A 23948-nucleotide genomic window follows, 5' to 3' on the forward strand; every position below is an offset into this window, starting at 1 on the left:
TTGCCAAAATGAAAGGAGTATTATTAGTCAATCTCGGTTCGCCCGAAAGTCCAACAGCAAAAGACGTTAAACCGTATTTAGATGAATTTTTAATGGATAAATACGTTATCGACGTACCATTTTTATTAAGAGCGCTTTTAGTTCGCGGTATTATTTTACAAACTCGTCCCAAAAAATCTGCAGAAGCTTATTCCAGAATTTGGACTAGTGAAGGTTCGCCTTTGATTGTGATTTCGAAAAAAATGCACAAAAAAGTTGCTTCCAAAGTTGAAATTCCCGTAGCTCTTGCTATGCGTTATGGAACAATCACTATCCAAAAAGGATTGCAAGAATTGAAAGACAAAGGAGTTACCGAAGTGATGCTTTTGCCATTATATCCGCAACACGCTATGGCATCAACCACAACCATTGTTGTTTTAGCTGAAGAATTGCGTCAAAAGTATTTCCCGGAAATGAAGTTTACCAATGTGCCTGCATTTTACAACAAACCGGATTATATTCAGGCATTAGCCAATTCGATTAAAAAACATTTGGAAGGATTTGATTACGACCATTTATTATTTTCGTATCACGGAATCCCAAAACGTCATATTCGTAAAACGGATATAACTAAATCTCATTGTAAAATTGATGGGTCTTGTTGCAACACTTCTTCTCCTGCGCACGAATTTTGTTACCGTCATCAATGTTATGAGACTACAAAACAAGTCGTAAAATTATTAGGTATTCCGGAAGGCAAATACAGTCAAACGTTCCAATCTCGATTGGCGGGTGACAAATGGTTAACGCCTTACACGGATGTTGAAATCAATAAAATGCCTGAACAAGGGATTAAAAAATTAGCCGTAGTTACTCCGGCCTTTGTTGCGGATTGTCTTGAAACTTTAGAAGAGATTGCTATGGAAGCAAATGAACAGTTTTTACATCACGGTGGGGAAGAATTTATGGCAGTGCCTTGTATGAATGATGAAGAAGAATGGTGTCAAGTGGTTGCGAATTGGATTAAGGATTGGAGTAAATAATTGTCTAAATGGAACTCTACAACTACATAAAATCATTGCACCTCATCTTTATCATCACTTGGTTTGCGGGTTTGTTTTATATCGTTCGTTTGTTTGTGTACCAAATTGAAGCCAACGACAAACCTTCACCCGAGAAAGAAATTCTGCAAAAGCAATACAAAATCATGACCTATCGCTTGTGGTATATCATTACATGGCCGAGTGCAGTTTTGGCAACGATTTTTGCTTTGTGGTTGTTACATTTAATGCCGTCTTGGTTGCAAATGCCTTGGATGCAAGTGAAATTGGGCTTTGTGGTTTTATTGTTTGCTTATCATTTCAAATGCCATCAGATTTATAATCAGCTACAAAATGACGAGTTCAATTACAGTTCGAATTTTATGCGACTGTGGAATGAAGGCGCAACGATTATCTTGTTTGCAGTAGTTTTTTTAGTAATTTTAAAGAATGCGGTCAATTGGATTTATGGCGTGGTCGGAATCGTTTTATTTTCTGTGTTGATTATGCTAGGCTTTAAATTTTATAAACGAATAAGAGAAAAAAAGTAATTAGTGAATAGTAGTTAGTGATTGGCTTACAAATGCTTTACTAATTACTAATTACTAATCACCAATCACTGAAATAATGCTAAACATCAAACTATCAATGCTTTCCCTTCGCACCAGGATTTTCCTGTCGATGATTATATTGATATTGATTGCCTCGATTTTGATGGCTTCCATTTCGATTATTCAATTTAAAAATGAAGCTAAAGATTACCACCAAGAACGCTTAGACCGAAAAGAATTTGCAATCAAAGAGCATATTAACTATGTCCTTTCCACGACAACTTATCCGTTAACGCCCGAAAATCTTCCTTTGGTTTTTAAAGACAAAATCCATGAGCTTTCGGATATTCATAATTTAGAAATCAATATTTATTCACTCGAAGGAAAATTGGTTAAATCTTCTAAATCTTCTTTTTCCGTTGACAAAGTTGCACCGCCGATTCCGAATTATATTTTGAAATTGGTTCAGTCTTCTGTAGACAAAAGATATGTGGATATCAAGAATATTGACGGCGTAAAAAACCGTTCTTCTTACAGTCAAATCAAAGACGACAAGTTCAAACCATTGGGTATTTTGAATATTCCGTATGTGGAAGACGATGGTTTTTATGAAACCGAATTGCGGGAATTCTTGTTGCGATTGAGTCAGGTGTATTCCTTTATGTTGGTCATTGCTTTTGCTTTGGCGTATTTCTTAGCGAGTTATATTACCAAATCGCTGAAAACCATTTCGGATAAAATCAACGAAACCAGTTTGAATCAAAAGAACGAGAAAATCGTCATTGAAGCCAACAGCAAAGAAATCAACTCTTTGATTAATGCTTATAATCAGATGGTCGACAAGTTGGAAGAAAGTGCCAGCATGTTAGCCCAAAGTGAGCGTGAACAAGCTTGGCGCGAAATGGCGAAACAAGTCGCCCACGAAATCAAAAATCCTTTAACACCAATGCGTTTGACGGTGCAAAGTTTCCAGCGTAAATTTGACCCAAATGATCCCGATTTAAAGCAAAAACTGAATGATTATTCTAAAACCATGATTCAGCAAATGGACACGATGAGTTCTGTGGCTTCGGCTTTTTCCAACTTTGCTTCGATGCCCGCGCAGCAGAATGAAAACCTTAATGTAGTTGATGTAGTCGAATTGGCGCTAGATATTTTCAACGAAGATTATATCGTTTTTGAAAGCAATAAAGAAGAGATTATCTCCAAATTAGACCGAACACAACTGATTCGAATCATTACCAATTTGGTTAAAAACGCCACGCAATCCATTCCGGAAGACCAAGAAGAAAAACACATTTTGGTTTCGGTAGAAGAAATTGAAGACAATGTAATCATCTCGGTTAAAGACAACGGAATTGGCATTGATACTGAAAATATCGAGCATATCTTTGAACCCAAATTCACCACCAAAACCAGCGGTATGGGATTGGGATTGGGAATTATCAAAAACATCATCGAAAATTACAAAGGAACTATTACTTTTGAAACCGAAGCAGGAAAAGGCTCCACTTTTATGGTATCACTTCCTATTGTTAAATAAAACATACATCTTATGAACTTCGAAAACATATTAGTAGCTGTTGACAACGGCATCGGACAAATTACTATCAATCGTCCGGCAAAATTAAACGCTTTGAACAAAGCGACCATTCAAGAACTGCATGACGCTTTTGAAAACTTAGAAAACAATTCCGAAGTAAGAGTCATTATTATTACCGGTGAAGGTGAAAAGGCTTTCGTTGCCGGTGCAGATATCTCTGAATTTGCGAGTTTCTCTATTGAAGAAGGCGCACAATTGGCGGCACATGGACAAGAATTACTATTTGATTTTGTTGAAAAATTGAAAACTCCGGTTATTGCGGCAGTGAATGGTTTTGCACTTGGTGGCGGATTAGAATTGGCGATGGCTTGTCATTTCAGAATCGCTTCCGACAATGCTAAAATGGGATTGCCGGAAACTTCGCTTGGTGTAATTCCGGGTTATGGCGGTACGCAACGTTTGCCACAATTGGTTGGAAAAGGACGCGCTATGGAAATGATTATGACTGCCGGAATGATAGACGCTGAAACAGCCAAAGGGTATGGTTTAGTCAATAACGTAGTGCCTCAATCTGAGTTGTTAGAATTCACCAAAGGCATAGCCGGCAAAATCATGCGCAATTCTCCAAACGCCATCGGAAAAGCCATAAAAGCTATTAATGCCAATTACAAACACGATGTTGACGGTTATGATGTAGAAATCAGAAACTTTGGCAAATGTTTTGGTACGGAAGATTTTAAAGAAGGCACAACGGCTTTCTTGGAAAAAAGAAAAGCCAGTTTTACAGGGAAATAATTTTTAGTGTTCAGTGTTCAGCAATTAGTGTTCAGTTCTTCTGCTTACTAACAACTGAACACTGACCACTATTTCTCGCCTTCCCATTCGGCATAAAACTGCGATAGGAAATTTTCCATATACAAATGTCTCGCTTCGGCTAATTTTTTGCCTGTTGCGGTATTCATTTTGTCTTTCAGCAATAATAATTTTTCGTAGAAATGATTGAGTGTTGGTGATTCCGAATTTTTATATTCTTCCTTACTCATATTGAGATTTGGCCCAATTGCCGGATTGTAAAGCGCTCTGTTTTTGAATCCGCCATAATTAAAACATCTGGCAATACCAATGGCGCCGATTGCGTCCAATCGGTCAGCATCTTGAACAATTTCGAGTTCCTTAGAATTGAATTTCTTTTCAAAGTTTCCGCCTTTGAAGGAAATGTTTTCGATAATATTTATCACATGAACTATCGTTGCTTCATCTACATTTTCGGATGCTAAAAAAGCACGTGCCGTTTTTGGTCCAACCGTTTCATCTCCATTGTGGAATTTACTATCAGCGATATCGTGAAGTAATGCGCCGAGTTTCACTACTGTTAAATCACAAGCTTCTTCTTGGGCAATCAATAAAGCATTCTTATAAACGCGCTCTAAGTGGAACCAATCGTGTCCGCCTTCTGCATTCTCGAGTTGCTGCTTTACAAAAAGTATGGTTTTATCAATTATTGACATCTTTTGGGATTTAAAAAAAATCCTTTCGTTGGAAAGGATTTGTATTTATTATCGAATCAAAGCGGGCTCAACCCATTTGAACGTTTTGGTTTCTTCGGGCAAGACCATTCTTTCAGAAATTTTGGCCATTCTTTCCGGTAATCTCATTAAATAATCTCTTGCTTTTTCGGCTTCCGCATTTAGGTTGGTAATTTTATCAATCTCCCATTTTTCGGTCAATTTCTTCAAAATATCTACATAGTCTGCAGCGGTGTATACGCCTAATTTTTGGGCCGAATTAGAAAATTCTTCAAAAGCAGTACTTATTTTTTCTCCTGATTCTCTTAAGAAAACGGCAGGCATTACGATTTTTTGTTTCATCATGTATTGAAAAGCTAGCATCATTTCGCTTGGGTCTACTTTGAAAATTTGGTTTACAAATTCACTGTAAGCGTGGTGATGACGCATTTCGTCTCCGGCTATCATTTTACACAATTTGGACAATTTTTTATCGCCGTATTGTTTGGCAATTTGGGAAACCCTATTGTGTGAAATGTAAGTAGCCAATTCTTGAAAACTAGTATAAACAAAGTTTTTATATGGATCACGACCGGTTCCTATATCAAATCCGTCATTGATTAAATGTTGTGTTGTCATTTCCACTTCGCGCATGTTTACACGACCGGATAAGTATAAATATTTATTCAGTAAATCGCCGTGACGGTTTTCTTCACCGGTCCATTGGCGAACCCATTTTGCCCAGCCGTTTCGTTCCACATTGTCAATGCCTTCAACGTCCATTAACCACGCTTCGTAGGTTGGCAATGCTTCTTCGGTGATGGTGTCTCCAACCAAAACCACCCAAAAATCATAGGGTAAATCTTTGGCGATTTCTCTCAATTCTTTTACTTCTTCAAAGAAATTTTCACTCTCCGAATTAGGAAGTAAGTCTGAAGGTTGCCATATTTTTTCTACCGGAATTAAAAACTCATCAACAAATTTGTCTACGTCTTTTTCCAGGAACTGCATGACTTCAAGTCTAACATTCTTTTGAGGCATTGTTTAATTTTTTATAGATTGTACTATTGCTTGTTCTGTTTTTTGCATCAATTCTTCAAATGAAAAATCTTTGACGGCCATGGGCTCATGAATAATAAATTGTAAGCGATTCCCTAAACCCATAGGAAAAGCACCAAATTTAACCATTTTCCACGAATTATTAATGGTAATTGGCACAACATAAGCAGATGGCGCATATTTACATAAGATTTTTAACCCGCTTTGGGCAAATTCTTTAGGATTTCCGTCTTTACTTCGCGTACCTTCCGGAAAAATAACTGCGGAACGCTTGTTTGCTTCTATGTATTCTGATAAACCTTTTATTAACGGAATGGCTTGTTTTGGGTCTTTTCTGTCGATCAAAATTGATCCGCCATGTCTTAAATTATAGGAAACACTTGGGATGCCTTTGCCTAATTCTTTTTTGCTGACAAACTTGGCGTGGAATCGTCTCAAATACCAAATGATTCCAATAATATCATACAAACTTTGATGATTGGCTACAAAGATAATCGGAGCGCCTTTTGGGATGCTTTCCCTATTTTCAAAAGTGTAAGTTGTGCCTAAAATATTTGTGCATTTTGTCAGAAAAAAATTCAGATAATCGACACTTTTTTTGTGCGCCTGGTAACCAAAAACATTGAAGCAAACCCATTGAATAGGATGAAAAATGACCAATGTTAATCCGAAACACAAATAGTATAGTACTGAAATTGGATACGAGATGAGTTTTTCCATAGGGTAAAAATTGTAAACAAAAATAAGTAAAAATCAAGGCAGAAAGCATACATCAGAATTAAAAACATTTTATAATTTTTAGAAAATAGGCACTTTTAGTGTACTTGTAAATAATTAAACTCTGCTACCTTTGAAAATAGCTGTTACTGATAAGCACAATTTGTTCAAAACTCCTCTGTGTTGTATCTTATAACATCAAAAAAAGCGTTATTTTTATGCCACTAAATTTTTAAAAAAATGAGTTCAGAAAAAGAAGCCAAATTAAAAGCATTACAACTAACCCTTGATAAATTAGACAAAGCTTACGGTAAAGGAACCGTAATGAAAATGGGGGACAAAGCTGTTGAAGAAGTCGAAGTTATTCCTTCCGGGTCGCTGGGATTGGATTTAGCTTTGGGGGTAAACGGATACCCGAGAGGAAGAGTAATTGAAATATACGGACCGGAATCGTCGGGTAAAACCACTTTAACTTTACACGCTATAGCCGAAGCCCAAAAAGCAGGTGGAATCGCTGCTTTCATTGATGCAGAACATGCTTTCGACAGAAATTATGCTGAAAAATTAGGTGTTGATATTGAAAACTTAATCATCTCTCAACCTGATAATGGAGAGCAAGCTTTGGAAATTGCCGAAAACTTAATCCGTTCAGGTGCCATTGATATTGTGGTAATTGACTCGGTTGCAGCTTTAACACCAAAAAGCGAAATTGAAGGCGAAATGGGTGATTCTAAAATGGGATTGCATGCTCGTTTGATGTCTCAAGCTTTGAGAAAATTAACCGGAACCATCAGCAAAACCAACTGTACGGTTTTCTTCATCAACCAATTGAGAGAAAAAATCGGAGTAATGTTCGGAAATCCTGAAACCACTACCGGTGGAAATGCTTTGAAATTTTATGCTTCCGTTCGTTTAGATATTCGTCGTTCGTCACAAATTAAAGATGGTGAAAACGTAATTGGTAACAGAACCAAAGTAAAAGTGGTTAAAAATAAAGTTGCGCCACCATTCAAAACCGCCGAATTTGACATCATGTATGGAGAAGGTGTTTCTAAAACCGGCGAAATTTTGGACTTAGCCGTTGAATTTGAAATCATTAAAAAAGCCGGCTCATGGTTTAGTTATGGTGATACCAAGCTAGGACAAGGTCGGGATGCAGTGAAAGTTTTAATTAAAGACAATCCGGAATTAGCGGACGAATTAGAACAAAAAATTAAAGATCTTATAAAAGAAAATAATGCTTAATACACAAACCCGAAGATTTTCGGGTTTTTTTATTAATTTAACGCAACCATTGGTTAACTTATTCATCTAACAAAAAAATCAATTACCATTATGAAAAGAATAATTTCTCTTTTAGCGTTAGTTTTTTTATTCAATTCTTGTTCTCCTGATTCAGGAACAAATTATTCATTAGAATTGTTGCCTGTTGAAAGTGTTGAAATACCAACAGAATTTACCTTAGGAGAAACTTACCAAATGAAAATGTTTTACAGAATACCAACAAATTGTCATAGCTACAACTCTATTTATTATCACAAAGATCTGAATAAAAGAACTGTAGCTGTTGAAGCCCTTGTCTCTCAGCAAAACAACTGTCAAGAATTAACAGAAAACAACTTATACGAATGCTCTTTTGATTTTTTAGTAACCAGTAATGGCTCTTATATTTTTAAATTTTGGCAAGGAAAGGACGAACAAGGAAACGATATTTATTTAAACTACGAAATACCGGTAACAAATTAGAACACAACAATCAATTTTTGAAAATTGGATTTAAATCAACTCATAAATGATTGCAAAAACAACAATAGGAAAGCACAAGAACAGTTATATAGAATATATTCACCAAAACTGTTTGCTGTTTGCTTGAAGTATTCTCGTAATTATACTGAGGCGCAAGATAACTTGCAAGATGGGTTTTTATTGATTTTTAATAAAATTGAACAGTTTTCGTTCAAAGGTTCTTTTGATGGTTGGCTAAAACGAGTTATGATTAATAACGTATTACAGCAATATCGGAATCAAACTTTTTTGAGTTTGGTCAATGAAGATGTTGCTGAAGATTATGAAGTTGAAATCGAGGACGATCATATTTCCATGGATTATTTGTTGAAAATCATTCAGGAATTGCCCGACAGGTACCGATTGGTATTCAACCTTTATGTTATCGACGGGTTTTCACATGCTGAAATTGCTGAAATGTTGATCATTAATGTCGGCACCTCAAAATCAAACTTGGCTCGAGCCAGAATGATTTTAAAAGAAAAAATTGAACAACACAAAAACGAAGAAGCTAAAAAGTTTCCTTCTGCAAAATGAGTGAAAGAAAGAACATAGACCGTATTTTTCAAGAAAAATTCAAAGATTTTGAAGTCAGTCCGACAGAAGATCTTTGGGGTAATATTGAAGCAAGGCTCGAAGGCAAGAAACGCAAAAGAGTGATTCCGTTTTGGTGGAAACTCTCTGGTTTGGTGGCTGTATTGGTTATTGGAATAGTAATGACCAAAACTATCTTTAACAATGACAATGTGCCTGCGAATTCTGTAGTTAATGAAGAAAATGTCAATCAAGGCAAAGGAAAAACCAATGCCGATGCTGATACTGAGTTGAAAAAAGGAACTGGTAACGAAGTTGACAATACTTCTGAAGCCGTTACAGATAAAGGAGAAACCAATGACAACTCTTTAAAATTAGACAACACTGTTGGTACAGTAGTGCCTAATTCCAAATCAAACAACCAAAAATCAAGCGGCAAAATCAAACCCTCATCAATAGGAAATGATTCAAAATCTGCCGTTGCTCAAAGAAAATCGAATAAAAAGAAATCGTCAAAAAACAAATCGCATTCAGAAAACAATACAACTTCGGTTACCGAAAGTGCCATTGTAAAAAACGTAACTCCAATAGCGGTGAACCAAGAGAATTCAGCCCAAAATATTAATGAAAATCAGATTGTTCAAACAGAAAACAACTCCAATAAATCAAAAGACATCAATGCGATAGTAGCTCCAAAAGAGATTAATCTTGATGGTTTAAAAGGAGATAATGATACTAAAATTGCCGAGAAAGAAATAGAAAATAAGGTTAATGACACTACCATTAACAAAAGTGTTGCTGACAATCCGTTGGAAAAATTGCTGGAGGAAAAAGAAAAAAAATCTAAACAAGAATCTAAACAAAACAGATGGCAACTTACCTCTAATGTGGCACCTCTTTTTTTAGGGTCATTCTCAGGTGGTTCTCCGATTGATTCTACCCTTGTGAATAATTCCAAAACTTACAATACAAGAGTTGGATTTGGTCTTGGGGTAAATTACACAGTCAATTCAAAATTGAAGATAAGAACCGGATTGAATAAATTGAATATGAGTTACAACACCAATGATGTGTTTTATTATGCCAGTATGCAAACCCGCTATCTCGATGGTTTGAGTCCTTCAGGTGCCGGTTATACTTTACAAGTGGAAAGCGCAGTCCCAAATCCGTCATCAACTCTTTTAATTTCTGAAAATGATCTTTTAGCATTTGAACAAGCTATTGTTCAAAAAAACGAAGGCCATATCAACCAGGAAATAGGTTATTTAGAAATGCCGCTGGAAATGTCTTATGCCATTATTGAGAAACGTTTCGGATTAAAAATCATCAGTGGTTTCAGTACCTTATTTTTACAAGACAATTCCATTTCAATTGTATCCAATAACCGAACAACCGTTTTAGGAAGAGCCAACAATTTAAATCCGATTCATTTTAGTACCAATATCGGCTTGGGTATCAAATATGGTTTTATGAAGTCTTTTGAATTCAATGTAGAGCCAACCTTCAAATATCAGTTAAACACTTTCCGTTCCAATGACGGAAATTTCAAACCTTACGTGTTTGGAATCTACAGCGGAATAAGCTATAAGTTCTAGTTTGTGATTGTTTAAAAATTAGTTAAGTGGTGTTATTGCTCTCGTGTAATAACTAAAAAGAGTTCCGAAATTCGGAACTCTTTTTTATTTCAAATCTTCTTGCAAATCCTTTAAGAGCATGTCTCTGACGTTGTGTTTCAAAGTCTTTTTGTATTCAGCACTTTGGTTTTTGGTGTCAAAAAAGCGATGCACTTTTGCCCTCATCAATCCCGGACTTCCACTAAAAAAGGTATAAGAGAAAAGTCTTTTGTTGTCATAAAAAGTCATGGGCACAATTGGAATCTCATGTTCTATTGCCAAACGAAAAGCGCCATCTTTGAATTCATCTAAAAGTATACTTTCGTCGGGAACACCACCTTCAGGAAAGATACAAATGCTTACACCTTGATTCAATCTTTTTTGGGCACGTTCAAAAACGGCCATTCTGCTTTTGGAACTTTTCCGGTCTACTAAAATACAAGTGCGCTTGTAGAAAAACCCGAATAACGGAATCTTTGACAACTCCTTTTTACCCACAAAAACAAAGGGATTTTTGACTATCGAAAGCATCAACATAATATCGGTCATCGAAGTGTGATTGGCTACAAACATATAACTTTTCCCTTCTTGCGGTGCTTCTTCAAACTCAACTCTTACACGATATCCCATTCCAAAGAGAATGAATTTGGCCCAAATTCGCGCCATCACAAAAAAATACGGATACCATTTCTCGGAAAGAATCGAAATAAAAAGAAAAGGAAACATAATGATGATCGGAATCGCCATCAAAACGTAAAACCAAACGCGAAAAAGCGTCCAAAAAACAATTTTCAATGCTCTCATGTTGTCAAATGTAATGAAAGGTATGCAATTTTTAATACAAAGGTTTAACTTTGCGATTAGAAATAAATTGAAAATGTCAAAAATATTAACCGGAATTCAAAGTACAGGAACGCCGCATTTAGGAAACCTTTTAGGTGCGATTTTACCTGCCATTGAACTGTCAAAAAATCCAAGCAACGAATCCTTTCTTTTTATTGCTGATTTACATTCTGTTACCCAAATTAAAAACGGCGCGGAACTTCGTCAAAACACTTACAGCACAGCTTCTGTTTGGTTGGCTTGCGGATTAGACGTCAATAAAGTGATTTTTTACCGCCAAAGCGATGTACCGCAAACAGCTGAACTGTCATGGTATTTGAGTTGCTTTTTCCCGTTCCAACGCTTAACTCTTGCCCATTCTTTCAAAGACAAAGCCGAAAGGTTAGAAGATGTAAATGCCGGTTTGTTTTCGTATCCAATGTTGATGGCTGCCGATATTTTATTGTATGATGCCAATTTTGTTCCGGTCGGAAAAGACCAAATGCAACACATTGAAATTACCCGTGATGTGGCTTCTCGCTTTAACCATCAAATGGGCGAAACTTTTGTCATTCCTGAAGGAAAAGTACAAGAAGAAACCATGTATGTACCGGGAACCGACGGCTTTAAAATGAGTAAATCCCGTGGCAATATCATTAATATTTTCCTCGATGACAAAGCCTTGCGCAAGCAAATCATGAGCATAGAAACCGACAGTACACCATTGGAAGAACCAAAAAATACTGATACTTGTAAAATATTCGGGCTTTATAAATTAATTGCCAATGCGGATCAAATTGCCGAAATGAAAGTCAAATATGCCAATGTTAACCGAGATTTTGGTTATGGTCATGCCAAACAAGCTTTATTTGAATTGATTTGCGAAAAGTTCAAAACCGAAAGAGAAAAGTACAACTACTATATGAGTCATCAGGAAGAAGTTGATGGTTTGTTAAAATTGGGCGCGACCAAAGCAGGCAAGATTGCTGATGGCGTTTTGCAAAAAGTGAGAACCAAACTCGGATTTGAATAGCTTAATCCTCTATCAATCCTCCGTTTTTGTAATTTAACTTGACATCGTTTTCAAAGATATGGTCTTCTGCTAAAATCGCTTTGGCGCTTGGTGCCAATTCGCTAAAACGGTATTCAACGATAGAACCACCTCTAACAAATAAATGGTTACTTTCTGTTTGGAAAGTAGCCAATTTTTTTCCCATATACACATTGAAAATAGTTCTGGTGTCTTCGTTATTAAAGTTGATATAAACAAAATCACCTGCTTTTATAAAATGAGCCGTACGTGGGATTTTAATGCTGTCATACAATACCGCATTTTCTAAAAGCAACATATCATAATCGCTGCTGTTTTGTATTCTGATGTTGTTGCCGCTTTCTCCTGTGGGTTGGTTTTCGTAGAAGGTTTCAAACGGATTTTCCCCGGTTTTAATATCACTGATTTTGGTTAATCTTTTAATTTGATCTTGATTATAATCGGCTAAAAAAATGCGGAAGCTGTCAATTTTAAACTTCATATCTGTGTAGTAACGGTCTAACTTTCTCGGCGCTGAATCGGTTTCATAATCGTCATAATTCTCGTAACTGTCATACTGGTTATTTATTTCAGAAATTTCACTGATGAAAAAAGAAACTCTGATTAGGATAAACAATCCTACTACGGCATAAATCCAATAATATTTCTTCCGATTTACGGCAAAAGGCTTGTAATTGATTTCCGCACTTTCTTTAAGCATTCCTATATTTTTAGAAAGCTGTTCGTCAAGTGCTTCGTAATTTTTCATTGCTGTAAAAGTCCGCTTTGCCAATTCAGAAGTCTTATCTGCTATGTACAGATTCATTACAGTGGTAAAAAATATTTTGACTTTTTCTTCAAGCTCTTCGTTTTTTAAACCATTCAGGAAAATAAAAAAGTTAGCGTCTTTTATGTAAAGTATTTTAGAAAAATCACCAAATGGTGGTTTCAAATTATTGTTGGCCAAATCAAGTTTTTCTTTGGCATAAAAAAGAATTCGTTCCGAAAATGAGTAAGGTAAAAACTCATGCGCTTCAACCAATAAGGCGATTTCCTGAAAATCATTGGCTACAATTTTATCAAATACAAACGGGTTGAGGCTATCCGATAAAAATGTTTGGATAAAGGCCTGAATCTTTGCTGTATCTAGAACTTCCTCTTGAACTTGAAATTGTTTTTTGGAATAATTTTTTTGGGCAAAAAAGTTAAACAACGCTCGGTTATTCATTACTGTCTGAAAAGGCTTTGCCTGCTTTTTTAACGCTTTAAAAAACTGCAATATCGATTCGTCAGTCAGATTAGGATGATTTTGCTTTTCAACTTCCAATCTGCTTTCTATTTCGGTAAAATCTGCTTTGGTGAATGAACCCATTTGGGCTGGTTCAACAGACAATAACACCGCTATTTCAATAATATTCATAGGTATTTTTTTAAATCGCTTCAAACAATTTCCCCGGTAAAGGCCTGATTATTCCCTTTAATTCCATGGTCAAAAGAACCGAAGAAAGTTTAAAAATAGGTAAATCACAATCAAGTGCAACAATATCAAGCGATTGTTTGCCATTTTGTTGCAAGTAATCATAAATTTTCTGTTCTTCAAAATCCAAAGACACAAAAAGTTGTTTTTGGATAACTTTATTTTCATTCTTAGTCGGTGAATGAATCTCCCAATTCAAACAATAGACCAAATCTGCCGCTGAAGTAATCAAATTGGCGCGTTGGGTTTTAATCAAATCATTACAACCCTGACTGTATTTATCTGTAATTCTTCCCGGAACGGCAAACACATCGCGGTTGTAATCATTGGCTACATTTGCAGTGATTAGCGATCCGCCTTTTTCGGCACTTTCAATGACTATCGTAGCTTCACTCATACCGGCCACAATACGGTTTCGCTTAACAAAGTTTTCTTTATCGGGATTTGAACTGCTCCAGAATTCGGTTAAAAATCCGCCATTTCGTTCCATTTTGGCAACGTATTTTTTATGTGTTTTGGGATAAATTTGATTAAGTCCATGCGCCAAAACGCCAATGGTTTGCAAATCGTGCTCCATCGCTGCTTGGTGCGCCACTATATCAACGCCATAAGCAAATCCGCTCACGATAACCGGATTGAAAATGGCTAAATCTTCTATGAGTTTTTTGCAAAACTCAGTTCCATAAGAAGTGATTTGTCTTGTACCAACAACGCTAATCATTCTGCGATTTTGAAAATCGAAATTTCCGGAAGCAAATAACAAAACCGGTCCATCAATACAGTGCTTTAATCTATCCGGATAATCATCATCCAGAAAGTACAATACTTTGATCTTTTCGTTTTGGATGTATTGTACTTCTCGTTCGGCTTTTTCGAAAACACTTTTGTCATTTAGGTTCTGAATCAAAACTTGGCCTATGCCGTCAATGGCTTTTAATGCTTTTAGCTTAGCTTTAAAAACATTCTCCGCTGAACCACAATGGCTTATCAATTTTTTGGCCACAATATCACCAACGCCCTCAATGCGTAAAAGTGCTAAAACATGAAAAAGTTCGCTGGTATTCATATCAATAAATTACTACAAAAATAAATATTTTTCTTTTGAATTGTTAATAAAATTTGTGAATAATTTTTTGATACTACTATTGTTTCTCTAAATTTGTTGGTATGAAGATTGAACCATACATTTCCCAATTATTATACCGTTACCAATGCGTTACCGTTCCCGGATTTGGTGCTTTTTTGACCGAATTCCAGTCGGCGCAATTGGATGAAAACGCCCATTCATTTTATCCGCCAAAAAAATTGGTTTCGTTCAATCCGTTTATCAAAAACAACGACGGTTTATTGGCCAATCATTTGGCACAAACTGAAAAGATTGCCTATGAAATAGCGGTAAACGCCATTCAAAATGAAGTTTCAGATTGGAAAAATAAAATTCAGGAATTAGGTCGTTTTTCCATCAAAAATATTGGAGAATTCACTTTAAACGCTGAAAAAAACTTAGTTTTTGTTCCGGCTGATCAGGTTAATTACCTTAAAGAATCTTTTGGTTTGAGTTCATTTGTTTCTCCTGCCGTAAAACGCGAAGCTTACAAACAAGTTGCAGAAACTCTCGAAGAAAAAGCGCCAATTGCTTTCACTCCTGAAAAAAGAAGAAGTTATAAAGCCTTGAAATACGCTGCAGTTTTCACCCTTTCATTGGGTTTGACCGGCGTTTTGGGTTACAAATTGTATGACAATTATTTGACGCAAGTAGAACAAGAAACCTTAATGGTTCAATCTAATGTTCAGAAAAAAATCAATCAAAAAATACAAGAAGCCACTTTCTTTATAGAGAATCCGTTACCAAGTGTGACCTTAACTGTACCAAATGAGAAACAGCCTTATCATGTAGTTGCCGGTGTTTTCAGAATTGAAAGCAATGCGGAAAATGCCTATCAATCACTGATGAAATTAGGCTTTAAAGCTAAAAGATTGTCAGCCAATAAACATGGCATGTTTCCGGTACTTTACGGAAGTTATTCTTCCTATACTGAAGCCCAAAGCGCGATGAAAGACATTCAAAAACTAGACAATAAAGATGCTTGGTTATTGATTGAAGAACTATAAAAAAGTCCCGATTTGTCGGGATTTTTTGTTTACTGTAATTACCTTTGCAAAAAAAACATGACGCCTAAACATCCTTCTGATTCCTTAACGGTTTTAACCGATTTAGTTTTGCCAAGTGAAACCAATCCCTTGAACAACCTTTTTGGTGGTGAATTACTTGCCAGAATGGACAGAGCTGCCAGTATAGCCGCACGTAGACATTCTCGTAGAATAGTGGTAACCGCTTCTGTAAATCACGTAGCTTTTAACCGTGCAATTCCTTTGGGAAGCGTGGTAACAGTAGAAGCTAAAGTTTCAAGAGCCTTTAATTCCTCCATGGAAATTTTTATTGACGTTTGGATTGAAGACCGTGAATCGGGAAACAGAACCAAAGCCAATGAAGCGATTTATACTTTTGTGGCCGTTGATGAAATGGGACATCCTGTTCCTGTGCCTCAAATTGAGCCGGAAACTGAATTGGAAAAATCAAGATTTGATGCCGCGCTACGCAGAAAACAGTTGAGTTTGGTCTTGGCCGGAAAAATGAATCCGCACGATGCTACAGAGCTAAAAGCATTATTTGTTTAGCAGCCGTTTTTTTATTCAAAAAAACAGTATATTTCCAAAAATTCTGTACAATGAAAACCACTCAACTTTTGTTGGTTTTTTTATGTCTTTTTGTGAATGTTGCTGTAGCACAAAAAGGTATTGATCCAACGCCCGAAGACATTACCAAGGCAAAACAATTACGAGAAAAATACACCAAAGATGACATTGCCATCCTGGAAAGTAGTGATTTTGTCAGCTTTGATTTGAACAAAAAAGACGGAAAAGTCATTGTGAATCACACTGCCAAAGAAAATTTGATGAACATCAATCATCGTGCAGACATTCATAAATATGAATTTTACGATAGTGAGTCAAGCATTCAGACTTTCTCCTTGAAATACCGAAATGACAAACCGGCACAGTTTAGTGTTACGGACGAATTTTACAAAGACAACGATTTATTCTACAACGATGCCAAAGTAAAGTACATCGCCGTTGATTTTCCGGTTCAAGGCTACAATTACAAATATGAAATGGAGAAAAAATACGATGATGTAAAGTATTTTACAGCGCTGTATTTCAATGACGAATATCCTATTCTAAAGAAAAAAATTGCCTTTGACATTCCCAATTGGCTCGAAGTTGAATTAAAAGAATTCAATTTTGAAGGCCATAAAATTACCAAAACTTCAACCCAAGAAGGCAATATCACGCACGTTACTTACACCTTTGATGATGTTCCGGCGCTATATAAAGAAGACGAAACTCCGGGGAGAAGTTATATTTATCCGCACATTTTAATTTTGGCCAAATCATATACCAGAGATGGCTTTAAGACACCTCTTTTTGGCGATTATAACGATTTATACAAATGGTATCGTTCGCTGGTTTTAATGATTAAAGACGACACCAACGTGCTCAAAGACAAAGTAGCAGAACTAACCGCCAATGCCAAAACTGACGAAGAAAAAATCAAAAATATCTATTACTGGGTTCAGGACAATATTCGATACATTGCCTTTGAAGATGGGATTGCCGGATTCAAACCCGATGAATCCAATAATGTTTTTACCAAAAGATATGGTGACTGTAAAGGGATGGCCAACTTAATCAAACAAATGCTGAAACTGGCCGGTTTTGATGCGCGACTGACTTGGATTGGAACCAAGCATATTGCCTACGATTACAGAACGCCTTCATTAGCGGTAGACAACCACATGATTTGTACTTTATTTCACAAAGGTAAAAAGATTTACCTTGACGGAACCGAAAAATTCAATTCTTTGGGCGATTATGCCGAGCGAATTCAAAACAAAGAAGTCATGATTGAAGACGGTGAAAAATGCCTCATCGAAAAAGTACCGGGCGGAACCGCTGACGGCAACAAAGAACTTTTCAAAGCAACACTGAGTATTGAAAATGAAATCATTGTTGGTTTGTGTAACAAAAGTTTTTTTGGCGAAAGCAAAACCCAATTTTTAAATGTATACAACAGTTTTGAAACCAATAAAAAGAAAGAACGTTTAGACGGATTTTTATCAAGACAAAACAAAAGTATACAAGTAAAAGATTTGAAAACAAGCGACTTCAAAAACCGCGACATTCCTTTAACACTAGACTATTCCATTGCCATTTCGAATAAAGTTTCCTCTTTTGACGATGAAATCTATGTGGATTTAGACTTTATGAATGAGTACAAAGGATTTGAATTAAAAGACCGAAAAGTGGATTATGAGATGGATTACAAAACCAATTTCAATTCACTGATAACTTTAAAAATTCCCGACGGTTATAAAGTGACCAAAATCCCTTCTAATCTTGTGGTTAAAGAGGCTAATTTTGACATCAACATTAGTTTTGAAAACACCGGAAAGGAAATCGTTTATAAAAAAACCTTCCTTTTCAAAAACGGCTGTATCAAGGCCGATGAAATTGAAAAATGGAATGATTTCAACAAAAAACTAATCGAGAATTACAACCAACAAATTACCTTATCCAAATAAATCCAAAGTCAAATGAAAGCCAAACTGTTATTGCTTTTGCTATTAGTTACCACTTCGATAGTAGCACAAGATAAAAAAGAAGTGAAAGAATTTTTTTGGGGTGCCAAAGATGAATTCAAAAAAGCCAATACGGTTCCTGATAAATGGAAAAACGAATCGGCAGTAATCATTCACAAAAGAGAACATTATAACTACCATAAGTTTGGCGCCAATGTGACTTACACTTCGGCCATTCGCAAGAGAATAAAGCTTCAAGACCAAGCGGCAGTAACCGAGTTTTCGCAGTTTTCTTATAAAACCAAATTCTATTCCAACAAAGCTTACGGTAGCGGATTTTGGCGCAGAGGAACCAATTTTATTGGTGTAAAAGTGGTAAAACCCGATGGAAAAGAAGTTGAAATAGATGCTGAAAAAGATTCTAAAGAAGTCAATGGGGAACAAAAATTAGCCATTGCTAATCTGGAAGTTGGCGATATTATTGATTTTTATTTTTACAGCATCGAACCTTTCAAATCGGTTTATGATTACAGTTTTGAAGCGGTTGAAACGCCTTTGGGTGACGTTTACCCAACCATGGATTTAAAAATTACTTTGGAAACCGAAAACGACTTCTTCGTAAACTTCAATACCTATAACGGCGCACCGGATTTGAAGCAAGTTCCGACCAAAAACAGCGGAGAGAGAAGCTATGAATTGGCCGAAAAAAACATCGAAAAGAACGAATTCCCGCGTTGGTTTTATCCATTGGCGGAAATGCCTTGCTACAAGTTTCAGGTAATTTTTGCCCGTTCGGGGAAGTTTGAAAAACTAGCAGATGGTTTTTTAGCTGAAAGCGAAAAAGAAATCAAAAAAACGGTGGCCAAAGGAGATATTTACGATTATTACAACAAAAAGTTTGTGCCTTCCGGAAACTTAGATCCCATCAAAGATTTCTTAAAAGGCAAAACCTTTGCCAATGACGAAGAAAAAATTCGCGAAGTATATTATTTCTGTCGTCACGAATATTATACGCGTTATATAGAAGCTTTTGTAGTTAACGAAGCCAAGCTTTTTTATCCGTTTGAATATTATGGTTACAATCCGATATTCTTTAGTTATGAAGAATCTTTTATCAATTATTTCATGTACTTCCTCAAGAAGAATGAGATTGATTATGATATCATTGTAGCCACGCCAAGATACAACGGTTCTATCGATGATTTGTTAATCCAAGGCAATGTGACCAAGCTTATCAGAGTAAATACCAAAAATCCGGTTTACTTGCAATACTTTTCGCCCTATACCAGTGCGGACCAAATTGATTATACAGTAGAAAATTCAAAAGCCTATGTGTTGGAAGTTTCGAAAGGTAAACGCGTAACCGATGCTTCAACCGTAGTGCTTCCGTCAAGTACTTATCAGGAAAACAGTTATAAAACTATAACAACCTTAACCCTAGATAACTTTACCGGTTTTTCTATCAAAAGAGCGTCTTCCTATTTGGGTCATTTGAAAGAAAACGAGCAAAAAGACAAATTCAATTTCTATGATTATGTGTATGAAGATTACAAAAAATACGGTACAACGCAGCTTTTAGAATATGTTAAAAACAAAAAGAAGAAAGAGCAATACACCAATGAACTTACTGCTTTGATTAATAAAATGAAGGACAAACAAAAAGAAGCCTTCGAAAAATCAACGGAAGAAGAGTACGAATTTGACGTAGATGATTACAAATTTGAAATCAAGAATACCGGACGTTACGGTAAAAAATCGGCTTTGGAAATGGAAGAGACTTTTGTGGTTAAAAACAATTTAATCAAAAAAGCGGGTGATAAATACCTGATTGAAATCGGCAAAATGTTGACTTCTCAAATTGAAATTGACCAAAAAGAAAAAGACCGAAAAAACAATATTTACATGATTTACCCACGCTCTTTTGAAAATGAAATTATTTTAGAAATACCGGCCGGCTATACTGTTTCCGGATTGGAAAAACTAAACAAAAAAGTGGAAAATGAAACCGGAGGATTTACGGCAACGGCTGAAGTAAAAGGAAATCAATTGGTAATCAAAACATTTAAGTATTATAAAAACTATTATGAGCCTAATGCCAATTGGGCCAAAATGATTGCTTTCTTAGATGCAGCTTACCAGTTTACTCAAGAAAAGGTTTTATTAAAGAAAAACTAATTCCATTTCCCTTAAAAAAAATCCCGTTTTGTTAGTAATAACGAAACGGGATTTTTTTATTATCTCGAAGACAGCCAAGTGGCCGGATTAAAATAAGTGCTGTTTTGCGAAATAACAAACTTAAGTACGGTGCGTCCGTCTGCGTCGGTTCTGATTTTACCCAATACTTCTTTGGCAGAAACTTTATCGCCCGGTTGAACATTTACTGAGCTTAAATTTTGGTAAAGAGTGAAGAAATCTCCGTGTCTCACCAAGACTGCTTTTTTAAGCGGCGTTACCTGTTGAATTTGAACCACTTCGCCTGAGAAAACCGCTCTGGCTGAAGCACCACTTTCGGTAGAAATCTCGATACCGCTATTGTGAACTTCAATGGTTTTAAAAACCGGATGTGGTTGGTTTCCATAGCCTAAACTAATGGCGCCTTTTTCCACCGGCCAAGGCAATCTACCTTTGTTAGCCTTGAAATTATTAGAAACCAATTTGCCTTCAGGCGTTAAAACGATATTTGTTGAGGATTCAATGGCTTTTTTCTCCGCAGCCGTGATTTTCGGATTTGATTTTACGTTGGCTGCCGCTGTTTTCTTATTGGCCGCAATAATCGCATCGCGGATCATTTTCTTAATTTGGGCATCAATCTTTTTGGTTTCGGCTTGTTTCTTTTTGATTTCTGCCGTGATTTTGCCTTTCTCTTTTTTGATCTGATTGGCGATTTTTTCCTGCTCTTGCTTTTCTTTTACCAATTCCTGCTTTTCCTTTTCGTTTTCGGCTATGAGTTTTTCCTTCTCCGATTTTTGTGCGCCGATTTTAACATTGTAATCTTCGAGCTGTGTTGTTTTGCCTTTGATTTCTTCACCTTGCATTTTGCGATAGCTCGCATATTGCTTCATATACTGCGCTCTTTTATAAGCCTGAAGAAAGTTTTGGGACGACAATAAGAACATTGCCCTACTTTGTTCCGAACGGCTCTTATACGACTTTAAAATCATCTCTGCGTAGTCTTTGCGCAGTTGTTCCAAGTCGCGGTTGAGCTGGTTTATTTTGAGTTGGTTGATATAAATATCATTGCTCAATAATTTGGTTTGTTTTTCGGTAGTGCGGATAAGTTTTTCTTTGAGTCCGATTTTTTCTTTTTGAATCAATAACTGCCCGACAACTGATTTTTCTTTACTCTTAACCGATTGCAACAACTTTTCTTTCTCCTGAATTTCGAGTTGGATTTTGGCTTTTCTTTGTTCGAGTTCTTCCTGTGTGGGCGGCTGGCTCCACATTGGCATAGCTAAACAAAAGAATAATAAGCAGAAAAGGAATCTTGGCATAGTAAAGTAAATTTTGGCTAGTCTAATTTATAAAAATTCGGTCATATCCATCGGGTACGCTGTAAGGAAATGAAAGTTCTTCGTTAAAAGTAACCGAATTGTAATCAATTGAAATTTCTGTTTTCCCTTTCTTTTGTACTGCATTGATAAACAAACCGGCAGGCAAAATAGCTGAAGTGAAAGTTTGAAAATCGGAATAATTCACGGCAAACATTCTTTCTTTTTCCGGTTGGTTAACCTCTTGTTTTTTGAGCAAATAATTTTTCAATTCAAAGAAAAAAGTCTTTTCGGTTTTATCTTGAACGGCGTTGAGTTTGTAGAATTTATCCGTTAGCTCAGACATATACTGTTGTTTGGTTAAATCGTCTATCGGTTGACCCACAAGCATATTTTGAATTTTATTGAAATCCAAATCGGTTCCCAACCATTCGCTTAACGAGGCATAATCGCCTTCAAAATAAGTACCGTTTATTTTTTCGTAATACTTCACTTCATTAGGCGTTATCAAGGCTTTGGCCATAGTAATCCCCAAAAACCGAATGCTTACTAAAATCTTTTCTCCTTTTTTGATTTTGATTTCGGCCGAAACATTTTGCGACTGATTTTCGTCTCTGTATTTGGCGCTTGATCTAATGTATAACGTGGAAAAATTGCTTTTATTGTTGTAGTGATTCTCGATGACTTTTTGGGAAGTCAGTTCGTTTTCATTTGCCGTCACAATCGGTTTAGCAGAATTAGTATCCACTATTACAGCCTTTGACTTGCAAGAAGCAAAAAAAACGACCAACACTATAAAATACCAATACTTCATTATTTCTTTTGTTTGTTAATGAGTTCATTGGCCTTGATAAAATACTTCTCTTTTTTCTTCACATCGCCCAAAGCATTATAAGCTTCGCCTAATTGAATGTTGAAATTGATTTCCAAAGCCGTATCATCGATAACAAAATCCAAGCCAGTTTCCAAGGTAGAAGCGGCTTTCTTGAAATTCCCCGTTTGATTGTACGCCAAACCTGCATAATAATAAAACTGTGGTTGTGTTGGATACAATTGCGTCAGATCGTCTGCCTTTTTGGCCAAGAGTTCAAATTGTTGGTTTTCAGTATAAGCCTGAAGCAACAACAAGAGCGTTTCCATGTCTTCAGGATTGCTTTTTAAATGCATTTCAAAATACTTCACCGCTTTGGGCCAAGCCGCTTTTGCATAATAAAATTTTCCGATTTCTTTGGCTACTCTAACTTCTTTGTCATTGTCAAAATAAGCAATGGCTATGTCTAAATCGACTTCGTATTTCGGATTGTTTTTGGCAAAAATCAGAAATTCATTGAGCATTCTGTGTTTGATTTTGGCATCGATTTTTTGACTCGGTAAGGCAATATTCATCGCTTTAATAGCATTGTCACCGTCGTTGTTGTTCAAATGAAATTTGAATAAACTCACTTGCGCCCAATCGGATGTTGGGATTTCTTTCTCGAGTTTTTTGGCGATTTCCAAAGCTTTCTCTTCCTGATTGCTTTGCGAATACATGTAAATCAGCGCAATATAATTAGACTCTTCTTTGGGGAATTTTTTGATTTGGTCCAAAAGATTGTTCTTTTCTGCCGATTGGTATTTGGCGTCTTTAAGAATATCTGCTTTGTACAATTCGCGTTTGTCTGACTTTCCTACTTTTTCATTTAGGTCATTAATCAGTTCTAAAGCTTTGTCAAACTGCTGTGTATTCATGTATAGCGAAGTCAAATCTTCTTTGTACTCTGCTTTGAATTCGACCAATTTTTGCACAATAACAATCGCCTGATTGTAGTCGTGTGTATCATAACAAACATCATACATGCCGACCCAAGCCCAGCGATTTTGAGGATCCATTTGGGTTACCTTTTCAAAATTGTCGTAAGCGTCTTTGTATTTTTTTTGGGCCAAATAATTTTTCCCTAATTCAAAATAAACCACCGCATTTTCAGGCTGAATTTCTTTGCATCTTTCCAAGGACTGAATCGCTTTATCGTAGTTTTCGATGCTCTTTTGCTTGAGCGCTTCATAGAAATGATCTTGAAATCCATCGTCTATTACGGCAATATTATTGGGCTCTTCTTGGGCCACAGCAATATTGGGAATGCAGAACATTCCGAGTAACAAACCATAAATTACAAGTCTTTTCATTT

22 protein-coding genes are annotated in these 23948 nt (G+C 36.2%); 13 read left to right on the forward strand and 9 right to left on the reverse strand.

Annotation, left to right across the window (positions count from 1 at the left end; all coding sequences use genetic code 11):
* Nucleotides 1-8 precede the first annotated feature (8 nt).
* The 4 genes from hemH to ACK4HO_RS00355 all read left to right on the forward strand — a co-directional run bounded on the left by hemH (nt 9) and on the right by ACK4HO_RS00355 (nt 3908).
* On the forward strand, nt 9-1022 hold the full coding sequence (gene hemH / locus ACK4HO_RS00340; RefSeq protein ID WP_409660932.1) for a ferrochelatase: 1014 nt from the start codon (nt 9-11) through the stop codon (nt 1020-1022).
* Between the two features lie 8 nt (nt 1023-1030).
* Entirely contained in the window at nt 1031-1570 is a 540-nt protein-coding gene (locus tag ACK4HO_RS00345; RefSeq protein WP_409660935.1) for a CopD family protein, read from the forward strand.
* A gap of 130 nt (nt 1571-1700) precedes the next feature.
* Complete coding sequence (locus tag ACK4HO_RS00350) at nt 1701-3113, forward strand: sensor histidine kinase (protein WP_409661826.1); 1413 nt, start codon at nt 1701-1703, stop codon at nt 3111-3113.
* A 12-nt stretch (nt 3114-3125) separates the two neighbouring features.
* Nucleotides 3126-3908: an enoyl-CoA hydratase/isomerase family protein gene (locus ACK4HO_RS00355; RefSeq protein WP_409660938.1), complete on the forward strand. Its 783-nt coding sequence runs from the start codon at nt 3126-3128 to the stop codon at nt 3906-3908.
* Nucleotides 3909-3976: 68 nt separating this feature from the next.
* On the opposite strand, the gene ACK4HO_RS00360 is transcribed toward ACK4HO_RS00355, so the two are convergent.
* The 3 genes from ACK4HO_RS00360 to ACK4HO_RS00370 are packed head-to-tail and all read right to left on the reverse strand — an operon-like array spanning nt 3977 to nt 6397.
* Complete coding sequence (locus ACK4HO_RS00360; protein ID WP_409660941.1) at nt 3977-4621, reverse strand: HD domain-containing protein; 645 nt, start codon at nt 4619-4621, stop codon at nt 3977-3979.
* A 48-nt stretch (nt 4622-4669) separates the two neighbouring features.
* Nucleotides 4670-5659, reverse strand: a complete 990-nt coding sequence (locus ACK4HO_RS00365) for an acyl-ACP desaturase (RefSeq protein WP_409660943.1) — start codon at nt 5657-5659, stop codon at nt 4670-4672.
* A gap of 3 nt (nt 5660-5662) precedes the next feature.
* On the reverse strand, nt 5663-6397 hold the full coding sequence (locus tag ACK4HO_RS00370; RefSeq protein WP_409660946.1) for a lysophospholipid acyltransferase family protein: 735 nt from the start codon (nt 6395-6397) through the stop codon (nt 5663-5665).
* Between the two features lie 237 nt (nt 6398-6634).
* Here ACK4HO_RS00370 and recA point away from each other — a divergent pair, with 237 nt between their 5' ends.
* The 4 genes from recA to ACK4HO_RS00390 all read left to right on the forward strand — a co-directional run bounded on the left by recA (nt 6635) and on the right by ACK4HO_RS00390 (nt 10308).
* Nucleotides 6635-7639: a recombinase RecA gene (recA, locus tag ACK4HO_RS00375; RefSeq protein WP_409660949.1), complete on the forward strand. Its 1005-nt coding sequence runs from the start codon at nt 6635-6637 to the stop codon at nt 7637-7639.
* A gap of 90 nt (nt 7640-7729) precedes the next feature.
* The gene (locus tag ACK4HO_RS00380) at nt 7730-8140 is read left to right on the forward strand and encodes a hypothetical protein (protein ID WP_409660952.1); all 411 of its coding nucleotides are present in this window, start codon (nt 7730-7732) and stop codon (nt 8138-8140) included.
* Nucleotides 8141-8164: 24 nt separating this feature from the next.
* A complete protein-coding gene (locus ACK4HO_RS00385) occupies nt 8165-8716 on the forward strand; it encodes an RNA polymerase sigma factor (RefSeq protein ID WP_409660955.1) in 552 nt (183 codons plus the stop codon).
* On the forward strand, nt 8713-10308 hold the full coding sequence (locus ACK4HO_RS00390) for a hypothetical protein (protein ID WP_409660957.1): 1596 nt from the start codon (nt 8713-8715) through the stop codon (nt 10306-10308). Before ACK4HO_RS00385 ends, ACK4HO_RS00390 begins: the two co-directional genes overlap by 4 nt.
* Nucleotides 10309-10392: 84 nt before the next feature.
* On the opposite strand, the gene ACK4HO_RS00395 is transcribed toward ACK4HO_RS00390, so the two are convergent.
* Nucleotides 10393-11130, reverse strand: coding sequence for a lysophospholipid acyltransferase family protein (locus tag ACK4HO_RS00395; RefSeq protein ID WP_409660960.1), 738 nt, complete (start codon nt 11128-11130; stop codon nt 10393-10395).
* A 73-nt stretch (nt 11131-11203) separates the two neighbouring features.
* Between ACK4HO_RS00395 and trpS the strand changes: the two genes are divergently transcribed.
* Nucleotides 11204-12181, forward strand: coding sequence for a tryptophan--tRNA ligase (gene trpS, locus ACK4HO_RS00400; protein WP_409660963.1), 978 nt, complete (start codon nt 11204-11206; stop codon nt 12179-12181).
* Between the two features lies 1 nt (nt 12182).
* Here the strand turns inward: trpS and ACK4HO_RS00405 are convergent, their stop codons facing one another.
* Nucleotides 12183-13598, reverse strand: a complete 1416-nt coding sequence (locus ACK4HO_RS00405) for a hypothetical protein (RefSeq protein WP_409660966.1) — start codon at nt 13596-13598, stop codon at nt 12183-12185.
* A gap of 10 nt (nt 13599-13608) precedes the next feature.
* On the reverse strand, nt 13609-14721 hold the full coding sequence (dprA, locus tag ACK4HO_RS00410) for a DNA-processing protein DprA (RefSeq protein ID WP_409660969.1): 1113 nt from the start codon (nt 14719-14721) through the stop codon (nt 13609-13611).
* 101 nt (nt 14722-14822) lie between these two features.
* Here dprA and ACK4HO_RS00415 point away from each other — a divergent pair, with 101 nt between their 5' ends.
* Genes ACK4HO_RS00415 through ACK4HO_RS00430 form a run of 4 tightly spaced genes read left to right on the forward strand, consistent with a single transcriptional unit; the run spans nt 14823 to nt 20470 of the window.
* On the forward strand, nt 14823-15767 hold the full coding sequence (locus tag ACK4HO_RS00415) for an SPOR domain-containing protein (protein WP_409660972.1): 945 nt from the start codon (nt 14823-14825) through the stop codon (nt 15765-15767).
* Between the two features lie 57 nt (nt 15768-15824).
* Nucleotides 15825-16334, forward strand: a complete 510-nt coding sequence (locus tag ACK4HO_RS00420) for an acyl-CoA thioesterase (protein ID WP_171221202.1) — start codon at nt 15825-15827, stop codon at nt 16332-16334.
* A 50-nt stretch (nt 16335-16384) separates the two neighbouring features.
* Nucleotides 16385-18298: a transglutaminase-like domain-containing protein gene (locus tag ACK4HO_RS00425; protein WP_409660975.1), complete on the forward strand. Its 1914-nt coding sequence runs from the start codon at nt 16385-16387 to the stop codon at nt 18296-18298.
* 12 nt (nt 18299-18310) lie between these two features.
* Entirely contained in the window at nt 18311-20470 is a 2160-nt protein-coding gene (locus ACK4HO_RS00430) for a hypothetical protein (protein WP_409660978.1), read from the forward strand.
* Nucleotides 20471-20529: 59 nt separating this feature from the next.
* Here ACK4HO_RS00430 and ACK4HO_RS00435 read toward each other — a convergent pair whose 3' ends face one another.
* Genes ACK4HO_RS00435 through ACK4HO_RS00445 form a run of 3 tightly spaced genes read right to left on the reverse strand, consistent with a single transcriptional unit; the run spans nt 20530 to nt 23946 of the window.
* Nucleotides 20530-21786, reverse strand: a complete 1257-nt coding sequence (locus tag ACK4HO_RS00435) for a murein hydrolase activator EnvC family protein (protein WP_409660981.1) — start codon at nt 21784-21786, stop codon at nt 20530-20532.
* A 22-nt stretch (nt 21787-21808) separates the two neighbouring features.
* Complete coding sequence (locus tag ACK4HO_RS00440; protein ID WP_409660984.1) at nt 21809-22597, reverse strand: DUF4292 domain-containing protein; 789 nt, start codon at nt 22595-22597, stop codon at nt 21809-21811.
* Nucleotides 22597-23946 carry a tetratricopeptide repeat protein gene (locus tag ACK4HO_RS00445; protein WP_409660986.1) on the reverse strand — a complete coding sequence of 450 codons (1350 nt, stop codon included), beginning with the start codon at nt 23944-23946 and terminating at the stop codon, nt 22597-22599. The genes ACK4HO_RS00440 and ACK4HO_RS00445 overlap by 1 nt, the downstream gene beginning before the upstream one ends.
* Between the last annotated feature and the right edge of the window lie 2 nt (nt 23947-23948).

The sequence above is a fragment of the Flavobacterium sp. genome, assembly GCF_046296355.1.
Classification (GTDB): domain Bacteria; phylum Bacteroidota; class Bacteroidia; order Flavobacteriales; family Flavobacteriaceae; genus Flavobacterium.

Excerpts from the sequence above, each read along its gene's own strand:
- ACK4HO_RS00415 (WP_409660972.1), top strand. The coding sequence starts at position 14,823 with ATGAAGATTGAACCATACATTTCCCAATTATTATACCGTTACCAATGC.
- ACK4HO_RS00430 (WP_409660978.1), top strand. The coding sequence starts at position 18,311 with ATGAAAGCCAAACTGTTATTGCTTTTGCTATTAGTTACCACTTCGATA.
- ACK4HO_RS00420 (WP_171221202.1), top strand. The coding sequence starts at position 15,825 with ATGACGCCTAAACATCCTTCTGATTCCTTAACGGTTTTAACCGATTTA.
- ACK4HO_RS00345 (WP_409660935.1), top strand. The coding sequence starts at position 1,031 with ATGGAACTCTACAACTACATAAAATCATTGCACCTCATCTTTATCATC.
- trpS (WP_409660963.1), top strand. The coding sequence starts at position 11,204 with ATGTCAAAAATATTAACCGGAATTCAAAGTACAGGAACGCCGCATTTA.
- ACK4HO_RS00380 (WP_409660952.1), top strand. The coding sequence starts at position 7,730 with ATGAAAAGAATAATTTCTCTTTTAGCGTTAGTTTTTTTATTCAATTCT.
- ACK4HO_RS00445 (WP_409660986.1), bottom strand. The coding sequence starts at position 23,946 with ATGAAAAGACTTGTAATTTATGGTTTGTTACTCGGAATGTTCTGCATT.
- recA (WP_409660949.1), top strand. The coding sequence starts at position 6,635 with ATGAGTTCAGAAAAAGAAGCCAAATTAAAAGCATTACAACTAACCCTT.
- ACK4HO_RS00360 (WP_409660941.1), bottom strand. The coding sequence starts at position 4,621 with ATGTCAATAATTGATAAAACCATACTTTTTGTAAAGCAGCAACTCGAG.
- ACK4HO_RS00395 (WP_409660960.1), bottom strand. The coding sequence starts at position 11,130 with ATGAGAGCATTGAAAATTGTTTTTTGGACGCTTTTTCGCGTTTGGTTT.
- ACK4HO_RS00355 (WP_409660938.1), top strand. The coding sequence starts at position 3,126 with ATGAACTTCGAAAACATATTAGTAGCTGTTGACAACGGCATCGGACAA.
- ACK4HO_RS00435 (WP_409660981.1), bottom strand. The coding sequence starts at position 21,786 with ATGCCAAGATTCCTTTTCTGCTTATTATTCTTTTGTTTAGCTATGCCA.
- ACK4HO_RS00390 (WP_409660957.1), top strand. The coding sequence starts at position 8,713 with ATGAGTGAAAGAAAGAACATAGACCGTATTTTTCAAGAAAAATTCAAA.
- dprA (WP_409660969.1), bottom strand. The coding sequence starts at position 14,721 with ATGAATACCAGCGAACTTTTTCATGTTTTAGCACTTTTACGCATTGAG.
- ACK4HO_RS00365 (WP_409660943.1), bottom strand. The coding sequence starts at position 5,659 with ATGCCTCAAAAGAATGTTAGACTTGAAGTCATGCAGTTCCTGGAAAAA.
- hemH (WP_409660932.1), top strand. The coding sequence starts at position 9 with ATGAAAGGAGTATTATTAGTCAATCTCGGTTCGCCCGAAAGTCCAACA.
- ACK4HO_RS00370 (WP_409660946.1), bottom strand. The coding sequence starts at position 6,397 with ATGGAAAAACTCATCTCGTATCCAATTTCAGTACTATACTATTTGTGT.
- ACK4HO_RS00440 (WP_409660984.1), bottom strand. The coding sequence starts at position 22,597 with ATGAAGTATTGGTATTTTATAGTGTTGGTCGTTTTTTTTGCTTCTTGC.
- ACK4HO_RS00350 (WP_409661826.1), top strand. The coding sequence starts at position 1,701 with ATGATTATATTGATATTGATTGCCTCGATTTTGATGGCTTCCATTTCG.
- ACK4HO_RS00425 (WP_409660975.1), top strand. The coding sequence starts at position 16,385 with ATGAAAACCACTCAACTTTTGTTGGTTTTTTTATGTCTTTTTGTGAAT.
- ACK4HO_RS00405 (WP_409660966.1), bottom strand. The coding sequence starts at position 13,598 with ATGAATATTATTGAAATAGCGGTGTTATTGTCTGTTGAACCAGCCCAA.